Origin of the sequence: Sulfuricurvum sp., from assembly GCF_049277495.1 — a bacterium.
In the GTDB taxonomy this organism is placed as follows: Bacteria; Campylobacterota; Campylobacteria; order Campylobacterales; family Sulfurimonadaceae; genus Sulfuricurvum.
On record NZ_JBASYM010000013.1, the window covers coordinates 83,392 to 98,096 of the forward strand.

Here is a 14,705-nt window from a genome sequence, read left to right on the forward strand (position 1 = left end):
TAGTGGCAAGCTTCAGTGCCATAGCGGCCAGCGTAGACGGATGTAACAAGTTGCAGCCGTCATCAAATTTTAGTAACCAACTGGAGAAGATAAGAGTTCAGTTTCTCTTTGACCATCCGTTTTTGAGTGTTCTGGCACTCTCCATCCCCCATAAACATCAGCAGAATACCCATATGCTTTTCGAGACTGACGGGGTAAGTATCCGCGTCGACGAGACCAAACTCGGCGGTGTGGATGATGCCCGTTTGAAATATCTCTACGCGCACGTACTGCTGCATATTCTCCTCAAACACCCTTTTCGGATGCGCGGACGCGACAAGCCTACCTGGAATCGCAGCTGCGATATTGTGATCGGATTGCTGCTCAGTGATTTTCAGCGGGTCGGTTCTGCGGATGAAGAGGCGATCATAATTGAGTCATTTCGCGACAAAAGTGTCGAAGAAGTCTACAACACCCTCTATCGTGAGAGCGAAGACGGGGAAGGACAGCCCAGTGATGAAAACCCGACCGAACAAAAAATGGACATACTTGAAAACGAAGGGGATACTCAGGTCGCGGAGGAAGAGCTTGATGCCCTGATCATCCAAGCGATGGGTGCCGCACGCAAACAGGGGAATCTTCCCTCCTCGTTGCTGGAGATGTTTGATGAGATCACGAAACCCTCCATCGATCTGCACACCCTTTTGCATGCTTATATGTCGGAGAGTTTTTTTGACAAAGAGTCTGACTTTTCCCATCCGAACCGCCGTTTTATTCATCAAGGGCTTTATCTTCCGGGATATCGATATGACCGTAACCGTTTGAGTTTTTTTATTTTTCTGGATCGATCCATGAGCATTACCCATGAGGTGTTTTCCCGCTTTTTGGGGATAATCGACACGATTGTGCGCATGAGTCATGATTTCGAGGTGAGTGTCATTCCCTTTGATGAGCGCGTAGCCGATGAGGAAGTGGTCAGTTATGATGCACAAGGGATATTGCCGAGTATACGGTTCGCCAAAGGAAACGGCGGAACGCAGTTTGACCCTGTTTTGGAGTATCTTAATCTGCACGCGGGTGAGAAAAATCTCGCGGTCATTCTCAGTGACGGGTATTTTACTATCGACAAAGCTCCCGCAATGCAGACCCTGTTTTTATTGAGTGAGAAAAAAAATTTGAGAAGGTTTGAACGCTATGGAGACGTCGTCTACTTTGACCTATAGAGAACATATCGAAACGCTTAAAGATGAACTGGATTTTGAAGAGCAGGGGGATGCCATCTATCTGAATCACGAAGATGACGAGGCCCGTCTGCTTTGGGCCTTTCACCGCCCCAGCGGATCGCATCCCCATCAAGTAAGTGATCGTAACACGGACGTGGCCATCATGGCGTTTAATCACTCCCGTCTCGGTGCATACGAGCGCTTTACAAAACTCAACCCCTCCGTCATCGAAGACCCTGACCTGCGCCGTCATATCCGCAACCGGAGCCGGATGCTTTTCCGTGCCCTCGTGGACAACGATTTTAGTGAATTGTTAGAGGTTTTGGCTTTTGCTCCCGTCTTTATCGATCAGGCGTGCGATCAGATGATTAACGGGCGGATCTGGAATGAACATTACGCTTCGGCGCTTCGGGCATCGCAGTTTTTAGAACTGGCGGATGAGTATCTCAATGACAAACTGGTAGATGGGGTAATCCGCCGCCTTCGTCCCCTTAAAAACCAGACATTTGACGAGGCTAAAGCACTGTTGGCCGAGCTGGTAGGTCAAGTACAGAAGTTGCATTTAGAGATCAAAGAGCATTACGTGCACGAATTTGAGCAGTGGATGCGGACCGAGAAGCTTCATCCTCTTCAAATGATTGTACTTCAAAAGCAAATAGCTCTATTGAAGGAACCCCATGTCTGAAAACAAACTCAAAGTGATGAAGACCATCTTTAATCTAAGTGATGAGTGGGAATACAACATCTACGAATCGGATGATATCGCTGAATATGCTCAAATGGATAAAACCGAGGTCAAAAATATTATGTCTGAACTTTATGACGAAGGATATTTAGGTGAGTGTATGAGTATCGGAGATGACGGATATGAGACATTTTATCTCAACCGTCGTGGGCGTGCGGTGATCGGAATAGAATGATGGTAAAGTTAGTCGTATTTTATGAAAAACCTTTTTGTGCGGCGAATGCCAAGCAAAAGCAGATACTGCGACAAAGCGGCTGTACCCTCATCGAACGCAATCTTCTCGAACACGGATTAGATAGCGATACGCTTCGGAGTTTTATGGACGGCAAAGCCGTTCCCGAATGGTTTAATCCTGCCGCTCCCACGATCAAAAACGGTGAGATCACACCTGAAATGTTGAATGAAGAGGAAGCTATAGCCCTTCTGATGTCCAACCCTATCCTGATCCGCCGCCCTTTGATGATTATCGGAACGGAAAAACTGTGCGGATTTGATGCGGTGAAAGTATCGGAAGTATTGGATCGCTATGTCGAAGAGATGCCGAAAATCAACTGTATGGAAAAAGGGTGTTTGGAGAAGAGGATGCAGAATTAAAAATATCCTGCACCTTTTTTTTCATGAGAGTGTTTGACGAGAGGATAAAGTCGGATTAAAACTCCATCAACAAATGTGGCGACCATTCAATAATATGAATCCCAGCTGTATCGGATTGTGCCATATGATGTGCAGAAGCACTGGAAGCTAAAGCTCCGATCATTAGTAAAATGGCTGTTATTTTTTTCATGGAATCTCCTTTATCTTTTAAAGATGTCAAAAGTTTAATGAAAGAGTGTTAAGGAAGTATTAGCTGAGGGTGATAGGATGAAGGATGATTTTCCTCATGTACGAGGAAAATCTATTTTTGATTATACCGCTCCGAATGAAGCTTTTCCGCCGCGTTGCAATGCTTTGATATCTTCATACGTTTTTTCACTCAATCGGAGATTACTGCGTAGAATCTCTTTGGCTACTGCATCAATTTTCTCTTTGTCAGACATCTTTTTGAGATCACCTTTTGAAAGATCGGCGATGTCGAGGAGGTCGTTCCATACTGAACTTTCATCCAATGCAAATGTATTGAAGGTAATTCCTTCATAAACGAATGTCCCTTTTCCGATAATATCAGAGACGAAAAGGAGATATTTTCCCTCAGGTGTCAAATACTCTTTGTATTTGGCAACGAATGGTTCAAATAGATCCAAAGACTGGAGCTCAAGCGCCATGAAATCAATTGTGTCACTGTTGGTTGTGAGGATGACTTGTTTGACGATATCTTTCGGAGGGAGACTTTTATCGGCAGTGATTACTTTTCCTTCAGTAACGATAAGGCATCCACGATACGCATATTTGTAAGAATCGGTTGGCGCGTTGTAAACGATCATCCATTCGAGTTTGTTGTCGGCAATGTAGCTTTGGATAGACATGTGGGTTCCTTAAGTGTTGTGTACCTATCGCAATACAATTATTGTTCTACCTATTTCGCATGATAAATGCAATGCTTCGATTATGAATGCCATCGGAATACATCCCGATTGGCTGCGCTTGCTGCTATGGCACCTAAGCGCCTCTTGCGAGGCAGAAAATTTGTAATGCGAAGGAATTGTAATGAACCCTCAGAGTGCCAAACGCTCATTAGCTCATTTATGTGAACGTAAAGTCCCTGTTTTTTTGTGGGGCCCTCCCGGTATCGGTAAATCTTCCATTGTCGCTCAGATTGCCAAAGAAGCCGGGATCGGTTTTATCGACTTGCGTCTCTCCTTGCTCGATCCGACGGATCTGCGCGGTATTCCGTTTTTTAATTCCAAAAATGACACGGCTATCTGGGCACCTCCGGCTTTTCTACCGGATGGAAAAGAAGAACGGGGGATCTTGTTTCTGGATGAACTGAATACGGCGGCACCGATGGTTCAGGCATCTGCATACCAATTAATCTTAGACCGCAAGATCGGAGAATACCGTCTTCCGGACGGTTGGGCTATCGTTGCCGCAGGAAACCGCGAGAGCGACCGCGGTGTGGTATTTCGGATGGCGGCTCCTTTGGCGAACCGATTTGTCCACCTGGAAATGGAGGCCAATGTAGAGGATTGGCGAACATGGGCGATAAGCTCAGAAATCGATCCCTCCATCATCGCCTATATTTCGCATCGTCCGGATGCGCTTTTCGTCTTTAATTCCGAGAGCCGCTCTTTTGCGACACCGCGAACATGGCAGTATGTCCATGACATTATCGCCTCGAACCCTGAAGACGATCTTATTATGGCAATGGTTTCAGGCGCTATCGGGGAAGAGCTGGCGGCATCGTATCTGGGGTTTCGTCTGGTAGCGTCGCAGCTGCCGGATCTGGATGCGATCATGGAGGGAACCTGTACGGATGTTCCGAGTGATCCTTCTGCGCTGCATATTCTCTGCACGGCGCTGACAATGCGGGTTAATGATTATACGGGAAGCAAAAAACTCAATAATCTCATAGCCTATTCCCTCAAACTGCCGGGTGAGTTTGCGGTCATGATCATTCAAGACCTTCGAACGCGAAAAATCGAGCTTGACCATGTCGAGAGCTGGCCTCTGTGGATGCGCCAGTTCAATACGTTGCTACGATAATGTCTCACGAAGAACTTCTGCTCAGAGCAAAGAGTCTTCTAACGGTCAAATATCCTTATTTCGGGATGCTCGCATCGCGGCTTAAACATGAACCGAGTGATGTGCTCTCAGGCTATGCGAGTAACGGAGTACGATTCATCTACAACCCGGAATTTCTGGAACGGCGCAGTGTCGAGGAGGTGATGTTTATCCTGACGAATGCCGTTATGCATCATGTCCTCTCGCATCAACAACGGAAATTGAACCGCCGGGGTAAATTATGGCAGCTCTCGACCGATTATGCGATCAACAATCTCCTCGCCAAAAACGGTTTGGTTATTCCCCAGGGGGCAAACTACAACAAAGATTACGAGGGGATGTATGCCGAAGAGATCTATGATGCACTGAAAGAGGAATTTTTCGGCGATTCAGGGGATGCTTTCGGAGAAAGCGGCGATACACCGCCGGAAAATGCAATGATGGAACAAGAGGGGGATGATCAGCAGAGTTTCAGCAATATCGACGGTATCGCGGAAGAACTCGATACCTCAGATGAACTGCAATGGCAATACGCTGCATCGATCGCACAGGAAGTCGCCCAGAAAAAAGGCTCTATGCCTTTAGGTTTGGAACGGTTGGGGAAAAAGGTCAAGCCCAGCGATGTGGACTGGCGTTTTGAACTTTATAATGCCGTCAACCGCCATATGCGAAACAACTACGCTTTTATGCCTCCGAACAAAAAACATATTCATCGCGGCATCGCACTTCCGTCGCTGACCAGCGATACCTTGAGCCTTTGCGTCGCCATCGATACCAGCGGGTCGATCGACGATCAGCTTTTGGGGGCATTTATGGAGGAGTTTAAGATCATCATGCAAAACTTCCCCTCGGTCAAGATCGAACTGATCATCGCCGATGCCAAAGTCCATGCCCACCACACCTTTCAAGGCGGAGAGCGGATGGACTTTCGGCTTAAAGGGGGAGGGGGAACCGACTACCGCCCGACGTTCGATTATGTCGAAGCTAATCTTCCGATGACGACAATGCTCCTTTATTTTACCGACGGAGAGGGTTCCTATCCACGGATCCCGCCCAATTACGAAGTGTTATGGGCACTATCGCGAAAAGCGAAAGTACCGTTTGGACGGGGATTGGTGATTTTTAGCTAAGAATACCGGATAGCGAGAGGGTGTTAAGGAATATTTGGTTAAGTTTTCAATCACAAAACCTGATATGAAGAATCCATGAAACATAAAATAAAAACCAAAGTGGGGCAAATAGCCCAAAATCCGACGACTCAAAAAGCATTAGCTTCCATGAAACCTGAAAAATCAATGTGGGGATTTTTAGGAATTGTTCTGTTTTTAATTGCTCCTGAAATCATTGCATTTATTTGGGGAGTTGAGATCACAGCGTATGCGAAAGAACAGTTGATTCATGCCTCGTCAACGCTTGAAAAATATTACTTTGACCTTCTCGTGATGCTTTTTGAAGACGGCGGAAGCTGGATCAATCTCGGAATCGGTACGGCATTGTTGATTTGGCTGTTTTTCTAAATAGTTAGATAAATTTTTTCAATTTCATTGTTATTCTATTGTGATACGCTTTAGTTATAATTGAATATAAGTTCACTTCTGAAAGAGTAACTGACTATGAAATATATTATTACCTTTTTTGCCAAGCTTGGGTTTTGGCCGTTTGTTCTCATTTTTACGCTGCTCGCAATCATCTTTTCGGATTTTCTGGTAATCATACACAGCTACATATTATCGGGTGAATTTATTGATAAAAACCTCTTAATAGCCGGTTCAACGATTTCCATTATTAACGGATTCATTGTTTCGGTATTGATGGCTTTGATTATCCGTTATTTGAAAATGTCACAAGATGAAAAAGACAGGGTCATATCTCTTCAGCGTGAGATAGAAGAGAAACTCAAAAAAAGTGAGCGTTATCAGCGGGCACTTTTAGACAGTTTTCCTTTTCTTATTTGGCTGAAAGATAGGAAGAGTAATTTTTTAGCTGTCAATAAGGCCTTTGCAAAAGCCGCCGGACGTGAAAATCCATCCGATTTGATCGGCAAAAATGATTTGGATTTTTTTCCGGAAGATTTGGCAGAAGCTTACCGAAATGATGATCAACTGGTGATGGCATTATTAGAAAAAAAAGAATTAGAAGAAGAGATCGCAGAAAATGGCAAGCGCAAATGGTTTCAAACCTATAAAGCCCCTATTTTTGACGATTACGGAAATGTTTTTGCGACAGTAGGCTTTGCCCGAGACATCACAAAGGATAAAGAATCAGCGGAAAGACTGAAGCTTTTAGCCAGCGTATTTACCTCTACGCATGAAGGAATTATTATCACGGATACCGATAATAAGATTATTGATGTCAATGAAGCCTTTAGTGAAATAACCGGTTACACACGTGCCGAAGTAGTGGGCAAAAATCCAAAAATCCTCCAATCGGGACGAAACGACGAAGCTTTTTATACAGAACTTTGGAATTTACTGCAAAAAGAGGGCGTTTGGAAAGGCGAATTGTGGAATCATAAAAAAAATGGAGAGGAATATGTTGAAAACACGACGATAAATGCCGTGTATGATGATAACAATATCGTTCGAAACTATGTGGCCATTTTTACCGATATTACCCAACAAAAGCAATATGAACAAGAACTGGAACACAGAGCACATTATGACGGTTTGACCAATTTGCCGAATCGCACCTTGTTCGCAGATCGTCTGCAGCAAGCGAGTGCTCAGGTTATGCGAAGACAACAGCTCCTCGCCGTTGTATATATAGACATTGACGGATTTAAACAGGTCAACGACACTTACGGACATGATATCGGAGACAAATTACTGGTATTGCTATCGGAAAAAATGAGGAATCTGCTTCGTGACGGTGATACGGTTTCCCGTGTCGGAGGGGATGAGTTTTTGGTACTGCTGGTTGATATCGTTGATCGAATATCGATTAACTCTTTTCTCGAACGGCTGCTTCATCTGGTAGCGGAACCTATTTCTATTGATACCTTGCTGATCAATGTCTCCGCCAGTATCGGCGTGACATTTTATCCGCAGGAAAATGAAATAGAGACGAAACAGGTGATTAAACAAGCGGATCAGGCCATGTATCAGGCGAAACTGTCGGGTAAAAACAAATATGTTATTTTTACGGGTGAAAGTGATCTTCAAGCGCAGTAAACCAAACGACAAAAATGTAGCCTATCGGTGGCGCGGGATTATGTTTGTTTATAATTGATCAGTATAGTCGCATGAGCTGTCAATTTCGATCATTTCACGGATCGAATGTTTTAAATCCTCTACATAATTGTAGAGAAGCTGCGGATCGACAGCGGCTTCAACCGCAATCGATTCAATCTCACCGGATGCGATATCGGGATGACGAAGCCGTTTGAATTGCTCCATGGTGATTTCGATGTGAACGGTTTGTTCCGGTGAGCAGAGGGTGAGGATCATCCCTCCATACTCCGCAATGCATCGGTAATTTGCTCCAGCGCCAAAGATTTGGCATTTTCGATCTCTTTGTTATCCCACCAGTATTCGATGATGGCATGTTCGATCTGTTCGATCTGCTCCATGCGGAGGTTTGCAAACACTTCGTACGAGCTCACTTCTTCTTTGCTGACCCCTTTGGAAGCGGCAATGTTGTTCAGTGTTTCGATGATACTCTCTTCGAGAGGTTTCGGGGAGATTTCCAAGCGGGCGTGATCGATCCATGCACGGATTTCTTCTTCGAGATAATCGTGTCCCCATACTTGATAGCACAACACACGATTCGGGCCGTAAACGATTTTTTCTTCTTCGCTTAGGACATCGGATGTTTTGATCGCACCCTCATAGAGATAGACTTCGATTCTTTCGTCTTCACGTAAGGTACAGGCTCGTTCAAAGGCTGCACGGGCGTGTTTGAGGACTTCACTGCGTAGATTTTCATTCATAATAGACTCCTGTTTTTAGATTGAACGTATTAGGTCATATACGGTATATCAAGATTCGAATCCCGATCACTTGCTTCGTAATCATAGGTAATCACTTCGCGTATCGAGGCAATTTTTTTCTCCAGAACGATCCTCTGCAGCGGATGGAGGAGCGATTGATGGATCGAGTGTTTAATCATATTACGATAATGCATCGTAATGATCGGATGCCACCGCTCCTGATTTTCATTAAGACGGTCAATAAAGCTTTGTAACGCATCCCGATCATCGCTCTCGATCCGAGGGAGTTTGCGCATGACATTGCGGACAAATTGTTTTGTGAAATAGGGCTCACCCATTTCCAAAAGTTCGGATGCCGCATCGATATCGGCGATATTCTCGCTGTAGCTGTAGGCATAGCGAAAATGTTCACATACCGCTTCGATATATTTGGGGTAATGGTGCAAAACCATTACCAGATGGGTCAGATCCTGATCAATCAGTACCTGAAAGAGGGTGATGGTATTTTTCCCCATACTTGCCCAATGCGGTTCACCGCTTTTGATCGTATCGCTGTCCAGAATCCGTTTGTATTGTTCGATCTCGGTGATGTCGGTCAACAGACGGGCGGAACCGGAAAAACTGCTCATGACGCTCTTGTGCGGCCGTTATGATAATCCCACAAACGTTTGTAGTGGCTGTCAAGCTCCGAGAGGGTGGAGTCAACGGTAATCAGCTCATTCGTACGGTGAAACCGTTTTGAATTGCTTTCGTACCATTGCTGCATCTCCAGTTTGATAGCATTGCGTTTGGCGACGGTTTCGGCGATCAAACGGCGTATTTCCGCCATTTCGTTAGTAATAATCTCAGTCATGGCTGCACCCGCATTCGCACGCGCCCGCAGCGGTGCCCGGATCGAGATAAAGGGAGGCATTTTCCGTCGTAACGTGTACCAGAGTCTCAGAGAGAGCGGTATCGATGGCTTGGTCCAAAGGCATTGTCTCTTTGCCGAGCCAGTATACATTCATACCGCCGCGAACCATGACATGAAAGGGGCCGTCTCCTAAAAAACCGTATAGAGCGGATGAGGCACCTTGTTCTAACAAATAGTTAGCGGTTTGGATACCGTTGCCGCACCCTTCGTTAGGGATGATGGTGTAGTCCTTGCTCTTGGGTTCAACCAAGGCAAAAAATTTAGCGTTACCGAAGAGTTTGGTACTCATAGGGGTTCCATTGTCGGTTTCCACAGGGATTGCGATCATTGCTGTTCCTTTGTGTGTAATTCAATACGACTATGCATATTTTATTCCCTACTTTAGAACGGCAATTGCAAAGTATCTTTCTAAAAAAGAGTATGCGATGGATAATCTCAGAACCCATTATCACTATTTCAGCAATGAAGAGGGGGACGGTTATGAAATCTATAGCTGCGATTTTCCGGAAGTCAAAGGGTATGGAGATACCTATGATGAAGCAATGTCGGATTTACGAAGAAATTTAAAACGAAATGAGGAGAAAACAATGGAAGCTGAATCATTGATGGAGACTGCTATAGCGGCATACGATAAGAAAGACTATATGAATGCCAAAGCGATTTGGGAGTCATTAAGCGGAACCAACAGTGATGCCATGGTGAATCTGGGAACAATGTATGTCAAAGGTTTCGGTGTTGCTAAAAATATTCATACCGCATATGATTTGTTTGATCGTGCGGCATCCATGGGACATGAAGTCGCATCGTTTTATCTGGGCGGAATGTATGAAAACGGCATCGGGGTAGAGGCTAACTTGGAAAAATCAATCCATTATTATACCGTTGCGGCCGAAGCGGGTATGGGAACCGCACAACTGAAAGCGGGGATTTTACTCCGAAATGATGATGTATTGACCTCTATGAAATGGATGATTAAAGCCGCTCATTCCGGAGAAGCCCAAGCGCATTCACTTCTCACGTATGTCAGCAACCAGAGCCAGGCAACTGACATAAATGTCGCATTCCGCATGATGGATGAATCGTCTCAACGTGCGAAAGTGGAAATGGTCATCGCCGAAAATCTTGCTCCGATCCTCGCAAGCGACGGCGGCGGAGTAGAGTTGGTCAATTATGTAAGCGGTGATGCCCCTGAGATCTGGCTCCGATATTTGGGTGCGTGTTCGGGATGTCATCTCGGGCCGACTTCCACGGCGGGGATGATACTAGAACAGTTTGAAAATGTAATTGATAAAAGAATAGTTATCTATCTTTGGTAGGAGAACGTCATGAATGCAATGGTTGCACGAGTTGAAGATATCAAGAGCGATGAGTTTTTTAGCTGTATCACGATACGGGTAAAAGACACTGCCCTCAAACTGCTGAAAACCGAAGCCCCGAAATGGCTGCGTATCGGTGATGAGGTCGAATGCCGTATCCAAGAAGCGGCGATTGCGATCTGTACGGGAAGTAAAGAGGGGAGTGTGTCGATCGAAAATCATCTGAGCGGCGAACTGCAACATTTTCGTAAGGGTGTGGTTCTCAGTGAAGTGAGTGTGGATACCCCCTGCGGTGTGATGAATTCGCTCATAACAACCGATGCATTTGAACGGATGGAACTTTGTGAGGGGTGTTCGGTTACCTTGCTGCTCAAAGCGGTGGATATCAAACTTCTCCCCGTATTGGATTCAACCTCGTATGAAAAATGCAAAGAGAAATTGTATCAAGTTCAAAACTGAATTTGAAACGCACGCAAGCGTGCGCGGGCTCCCTGCCGAAGGGAACCAAGTGTTAACGTAGCCAATCGGGACTTGTTCCGATGGCGTAATAAAACAAGAAGGAGCTTATTATGGCTGTATTAATCAACGATTTATGTATCAACTGTGACGCTTGCGTCGAAGTATGCCCGGTAGGAGCTATTGCGAGCGAAGGCGATTCACCGCGTGATGATTGGGAATATACCTATGTCAAACCGGAAAAATGTATCGAGTGTGTCGGTCATGCGGAAACACCTGCGTGTGCAGCGGAATGTCCTACTGAAGGGTGTATCGTATGGGATATGCCGTATACGGCAGAGTTCAATGACTATTATGTCAACAGTTCTGAGTATGTCATCGGTTCAAGCAAAAAACGGGGTGTTTTGACACCGGAAGTTTCTCCGCAAACATTCCGTGATGATATCTCTATTGCTGCTCGCGAAGCGCGTGAAGCGGTAGCGGTCTAATTCGTATCTAAAAGGATAAACATGTTAATCGCGTTCGCTTCATCGGATGGTGTCACTGTCAATCAGCATTTTGGATGGTCGAAGAGTTTTGAACTCTATCGTATCACCGAAGAGAGTGCCGAATTTGTCAAAACATTGGACAGTTCGCAAGATGCGATTGAAGACGAGCACGAAAAACTTGCCTATAAAATCAGTACGGTCAAAGAAGCAGACATCATGTACTGCTCACAGATCGGGCCAACCGCTTCCAAAATGGTGTTGGCGTCGAAAATATATCCGATGCGCTCTGGGGAAAATGATCGAATCGATGAGACGATCGTTAAACTCCAAGAGCTGTTACTGGGCAATCCGCCGCCGTGGTTACAGCGTATTGTTCACACTTCAAAAGATAAGGAAATACTCTAATGTCTGTAATTATTGATGATACCTGCATCACTTGCGATGCGTGTTTGCAACAATGTCCGGTCAATGCGATCGTGGATGATATGAACAACCCTACCGGTAATAAACGCTACTACGTTCAGCCGGAGAAGTGTATCGAGTGTGTCGGTGTATTCGATGACCCTCAATGTGCGGCGATTTGCCCAAGTATCGGATGTATTACATGGGATATGCCGTATACCAAAGAGTTTGATGCTCATTTCTTGAACGGAGAGATCTATAAACTCGGAGAGAAAAACGGTGTTCCTAAATCTCCGGCATTTAGAGAGAAAAAATACCGTAAAGATATTCCGAATGAGATGCGCGGCGTCGGTCATTTCGTTCAAGAAGAGCCAGAGAATCTCGAAGAAGTGGGATAATGTGAATCCTTTTGCCAAGGTTGCAGCCGATCTGGATCCTTTCGGTCTGGATTGTGCCGTGACGGTCGCGCTCAAAATTACGGATGACTCGTGTAAAATGGATGATGAACAGCGTGCTGTTTTTATGTCACTCTATGATGCACGCCCTTCGTATACGAGTGCAATTTTTGATAATTCGGTTCACGATTTGATTCTTGAAACCCGAAAGTCCCCTAGCGCCTCACTCTATGCACGCATCAAAAAAGAGCGTGAAGCGGCGATGGCGATCATCACCCAAGAGAAAATGAAAGCTTTTAAAGCTGCGGTTCGTGTTTCGTTGATTATCGCTCAGTCTAAATCGTAGCTGCCCTTTGCGCTTTACACTCCTGCAGCTCTTCGAAATTCCATTTTTCGGCTAATCGGATACGATCCGCATTCACACGAAATTGTTGCTTTTCCGTGAGATTCTTCTCATTATCATTCACTTTTGTGTAGATTTTCTCTATTTTTTCTCCAAGCAAAACTTTTGATTCTACTGTTTGCGTCATTTCGCTGAACCCGTCTAATCCCTCTTTCGGAATCGGCAAATCACAGTGATAATTTCCGATATCGTTAATCCCCCAAAAGATAAATCCCAGTGCCGTGTAAAAATCAAGAGAATCGGAAACCGATGAGAAGGTAATCCGCCGTGTATAGCGTTTCAATGCATCTTCGATGACCGATCCCAATAACTCATGGGCATATCCCTGGCGCTGTTCAATCAAAGGGGTAAAGAGGTTATAGATGGTGAGATATTCGCTGTAGCGGTCGATTTTTCCGAAGAGATAGCATACATGGTTACCGTTTTCATCGGTGAGGACATTGCATCCTTGCGCATTCCAGCTGAAATGGCGATCCCACCATGCCAGAGCCTGATCGGCAAAACGGCGGCTTTCTAGATCGGTGATAGCGGAGATCGAGGAGATGTATTCGTCTCGATTGAGTGTAGAAGTAGTCATAGAAATCCCTTTAGATCGTGCACCGAACTAAAAAGGAACTCAGGGGAGAATCAAATTAACGTAATACTAATCTTCTCCCATTATATCAGCACGGAGAGGGAGAAGTTGACATTCGTTGTAGGATAATTAGGCAATGCTCAATAAAATGCCGCTGAGGACAATGAGTATGGCCCCCGTGATCATGATCAATGTCGGTAATTGATCGCCGAGGAGTATCCCAAAGATTGAGGCAAACAATACGACCGAATAGCTGACCGTACTGACCAATCCCGCTTGTGCGTAGAAGTAGGCACGGGTCATATAGATTTGTCCGAGTGCCGCGGCGGAGCCCATCAGAATGATCCAAACCCAATCGGACCCTTCAGGGGCAACAAACGGGCTGAGGGCAAAGGCAAAAAGCTCCGAGGTATAAAATTCTGCCGCAATCATTAAAATTACGGGGATAAAGGTACCGAAAAGCATAAACGAGAGGACAACGGTCCGTGTATCGTAATGGGCTTTCAGACTCCGTACGCTGGTATAGGCCAAGGCGGATAAAAATCCGGTCATTATCCCCATAACATGAAGATAATCGATCTTCATGTTACTCATAACCGCCACCCCGGTAAATCCGATGATGATGGCAAGCACCGCCCGAAATTTCAGCTTTTCTCCGAGAAGAAACAAGGCCAAAACAGCGGTGAAGATCGGTTCGGTTTTCGCATAGACGATAGCGGCGGAGAGGGAGGTTGCACTGATGGAATAAAAGAAAGTGAGCAACGCGACCGCCCCGATGACACCGCGGAATATCAGAGTATAAGGGCGTCCTCCGATATTATGGACCGGAGTGTGAACGATCGTCACGGAAATGATGATCAGTCCGACCGCATTGCGCCAAAATGTCACTTCAACCGATCCCATCGACCCTGAGAGCAGTTTGGCAAATGCCATTGTCAGGGCAAAGAAAAAGGAGGCCGCGAGCATCAGAAGTATGCCACGGCGCGTATCGGTGATGTGTTTGGGGATAAAATTCATGGATGGAATTTTACACAAACTAAGAACGATTTTTGCTTGCTATATGCAACTATGTATGAAATAGAGGAGTACACTATGCAAATAGGATCTGTAACGGCATCGGTTCTTTCGACCGTTCCCTCAAGCGATAGCCAACAATCGCAAATGCAAAATTATGCCGATATCATCGCTCAGTTTTATCAGGCGAGTCCCTATCAGACCCGTGATG

At 45.4% G+C, this 14,705-nt stretch carries 23 protein-coding genes; 14 read left to right on the plus strand and 9 right to left on the minus strand.

The features are described from left to right. The first annotated feature begins 2 nt into the window (after window positions 1–2). The 4 genes from WAO38_RS03545 to WAO38_RS03560 are packed head-to-tail and all read left to right on the plus strand — an operon-like array spanning window position 3 to window position 2,541. The gene (locus WAO38_RS03545) at window positions 3–1,202 is read left to right on the plus strand and encodes a DUF2201 family putative metallopeptidase (RefSeq protein WP_422234416.1); all 1,200 of its coding nucleotides are present in this window, start codon (window positions 3–5) and stop codon (window positions 1,200–1,202) included. Then, complete coding sequence (locus tag WAO38_RS03550; protein WP_422234418.1) at window positions 1,174–1,887, plus strand: hypothetical protein; 714 nt, start codon at window positions 1,174–1,176, stop codon at window positions 1,885–1,887. The genes WAO38_RS03545 and WAO38_RS03550 overlap by 29 nt, the downstream gene beginning before the upstream one ends. Next, window positions 1,880–2,122: a hypothetical protein gene (locus tag WAO38_RS03555; protein ID WP_422234420.1), complete on the plus strand. Its 243-nt coding sequence runs from the start codon at window positions 1,880–1,882 to the stop codon at window positions 2,120–2,122. Before WAO38_RS03550 ends, WAO38_RS03555 begins: the two co-directional genes overlap by 8 nt. Further along, window positions 2,119–2,541, plus strand: a complete 423-nt coding sequence (locus WAO38_RS03560; protein WP_422234422.1) for an ArsC/Spx/MgsR family protein — start codon at window positions 2,119–2,121, stop codon at window positions 2,539–2,541. Before WAO38_RS03555 ends, WAO38_RS03560 begins: the two co-directional genes overlap by 4 nt. A gap of 55 nt (window positions 2,542–2,596) precedes the next feature. Here WAO38_RS03560 and WAO38_RS03565 read toward each other — a convergent pair whose 3' ends face one another. Both WAO38_RS03565 and WAO38_RS03570 read right to left on the minus strand, forming a co-directional pair. Continuing rightward, window positions 2,597–2,731, minus strand: a complete 135-nt coding sequence (locus WAO38_RS03565) for a hypothetical protein (RefSeq protein ID WP_422234424.1) — start codon at window positions 2,729–2,731, stop codon at window positions 2,597–2,599. A 121-nt stretch (window positions 2,732–2,852) separates the two neighbouring features. Then, window positions 2,853–3,410 carry a hypothetical protein gene (locus WAO38_RS03570; protein ID WP_422234425.1) on the minus strand — a complete coding sequence of 186 codons (558 nt, stop codon included), beginning with the start codon at window positions 3,408–3,410 and terminating at the stop codon, window positions 2,853–2,855. A 181-nt stretch (window positions 3,411–3,591) separates the two neighbouring features. Here WAO38_RS03570 and WAO38_RS03575 point away from each other — a divergent pair, with 181 nt between their 5' ends. The 4 genes from WAO38_RS03575 (at window position 3,592) to WAO38_RS03590 (ending at window position 7,775) form a co-directional block, all read left to right on the plus strand. Beyond that, complete coding sequence (locus WAO38_RS03575) at window positions 3,592–4,587, plus strand: ATP-binding protein (RefSeq protein ID WP_422234427.1); 996 nt, start codon at window positions 3,592–3,594, stop codon at window positions 4,585–4,587. Beyond that, complete coding sequence (locus WAO38_RS03580; protein WP_422234429.1) at window positions 4,587–5,735, plus strand: DUF2201 family putative metallopeptidase; 1,149 nt, start codon at window positions 4,587–4,589, stop codon at window positions 5,733–5,735. Before WAO38_RS03575 ends, WAO38_RS03580 begins: the two co-directional genes overlap by 1 nt. A gap of 75 nt (window positions 5,736–5,810) precedes the next feature. Next, entirely contained in the window at window positions 5,811–6,122 is a 312-nt protein-coding gene (locus tag WAO38_RS03585) for a hypothetical protein (protein ID WP_422234431.1), read from the plus strand. A gap of 96 nt (window positions 6,123–6,218) precedes the next feature. Beyond that, window positions 6,219–7,775: a diguanylate cyclase domain-containing protein gene (locus WAO38_RS03590; protein ID WP_422234433.1), complete on the plus strand. Its 1,557-nt coding sequence runs from the start codon at window positions 6,219–6,221 to the stop codon at window positions 7,773–7,775. Window positions 7,776–7,823: 48 nt separating this feature from the next. On the opposite strand, the gene WAO38_RS03595 is transcribed toward WAO38_RS03590, so the two are convergent. From WAO38_RS03595 to WAO38_RS03615, 5 genes are read right to left on the minus strand one after another with little or no spacing between them, the layout of a single operon-like run. Continuing rightward, window positions 7,824–8,051, minus strand: coding sequence for a hypothetical protein (locus WAO38_RS03595; RefSeq protein WP_422234435.1), 228 nt, complete (start codon window positions 8,049–8,051; stop codon window positions 7,824–7,826). Beyond that, a complete protein-coding gene (locus WAO38_RS03600; protein WP_422234437.1) occupies window positions 8,048–8,533 on the minus strand; it encodes a hypothetical protein in 486 nt (161 codons plus the stop codon). The genes WAO38_RS03595 and WAO38_RS03600 overlap by 4 nt, the downstream gene beginning before the upstream one ends. A 29-nt stretch (window positions 8,534–8,562) precedes the next feature. Then, complete coding sequence (locus WAO38_RS03605) at window positions 8,563–9,162, minus strand: hypothetical protein (RefSeq protein ID WP_422234439.1); 600 nt, start codon at window positions 9,160–9,162, stop codon at window positions 8,563–8,565. After that, the gene (locus WAO38_RS03610) at window positions 9,159–9,386 is read right to left on the minus strand and encodes a hypothetical protein (protein WP_422234441.1); all 228 of its coding nucleotides are present in this window, start codon (window positions 9,384–9,386) and stop codon (window positions 9,159–9,161) included. The genes WAO38_RS03605 and WAO38_RS03610 overlap by 4 nt, the downstream gene beginning before the upstream one ends. Next, the gene (locus WAO38_RS03615) at window positions 9,379–9,774 is read right to left on the minus strand and encodes a NifB/NifX family molybdenum-iron cluster-binding protein (protein ID WP_422234443.1); all 396 of its coding nucleotides are present in this window, start codon (window positions 9,772–9,774) and stop codon (window positions 9,379–9,381) included. Before WAO38_RS03615 ends, WAO38_RS03610 begins: the two co-directional genes overlap by 8 nt. A gap of 97 nt (window positions 9,775–9,871) precedes the next feature. Between WAO38_RS03615 and WAO38_RS03620 the strand changes: the two genes are divergently transcribed. The 6 genes from WAO38_RS03620 to WAO38_RS03645 all read left to right on the plus strand — a co-directional run bounded on the left by WAO38_RS03620 (window position 9,872) and on the right by WAO38_RS03645 (window position 12,849). Further along, a complete protein-coding gene (locus WAO38_RS03620) occupies window positions 9,872–10,762 on the plus strand; it encodes a NifU family protein (RefSeq protein WP_422234445.1) in 891 nt (296 codons plus the stop codon). 9 nt (window positions 10,763–10,771) lie between these two features. Next, window positions 10,772–11,221, plus strand: a complete 450-nt coding sequence (locus tag WAO38_RS03625) for a TOBE domain-containing protein (RefSeq protein WP_422234447.1) — start codon at window positions 10,772–10,774, stop codon at window positions 11,219–11,221. Window positions 11,222–11,331: 110 nt separating this feature from the next. After that, window positions 11,332–11,706 (plus strand): DUF362 domain-containing protein, encoded by a 375-nt coding sequence (locus tag WAO38_RS03630; protein ID WP_422234449.1) that lies wholly within the window; start codon window positions 11,332–11,334, stop codon window positions 11,704–11,706. A gap of 21 nt (window positions 11,707–11,727) precedes the next feature. Then, a complete protein-coding gene (locus tag WAO38_RS03635) occupies window positions 11,728–12,111 on the plus strand; it encodes a NifB/NifX family molybdenum-iron cluster-binding protein (protein WP_422234450.1) in 384 nt (127 codons plus the stop codon). Beyond that, window positions 12,111–12,506, plus strand: coding sequence for a 4Fe-4S dicluster domain-containing protein (locus WAO38_RS03640; RefSeq protein WP_422234452.1), 396 nt, complete (start codon window positions 12,111–12,113; stop codon window positions 12,504–12,506). Before WAO38_RS03635 ends, WAO38_RS03640 begins: the two co-directional genes overlap by 1 nt. Before the next feature lies 1 nt (window position 12,507). After that, the gene (locus tag WAO38_RS03645) at window positions 12,508–12,849 is read left to right on the plus strand and encodes a hypothetical protein (RefSeq protein ID WP_422234454.1); all 342 of its coding nucleotides are present in this window, start codon (window positions 12,508–12,510) and stop codon (window positions 12,847–12,849) included. Here the strand turns inward: WAO38_RS03645 and WAO38_RS03650 are convergent. Next, window positions 12,839–13,483 carry a GNAT family N-acetyltransferase gene (locus WAO38_RS03650; protein WP_422234456.1) on the minus strand — a complete coding sequence of 215 codons (645 nt, stop codon included), beginning with the start codon at window positions 13,481–13,483 and terminating at the stop codon, window positions 12,839–12,841. The two genes, WAO38_RS03645 and WAO38_RS03650, sit on opposite strands and share 11 nt — an antisense overlap. A gap of 126 nt (window positions 13,484–13,609) precedes the next feature. Beyond that, window positions 13,610–14,497: a DMT family transporter gene (locus WAO38_RS03655; protein ID WP_422234458.1), complete on the minus strand. Its 888-nt coding sequence runs from the start codon at window positions 14,495–14,497 to the stop codon at window positions 13,610–13,612. Window positions 14,498–14,705: the final 208 nt, after the last annotated feature.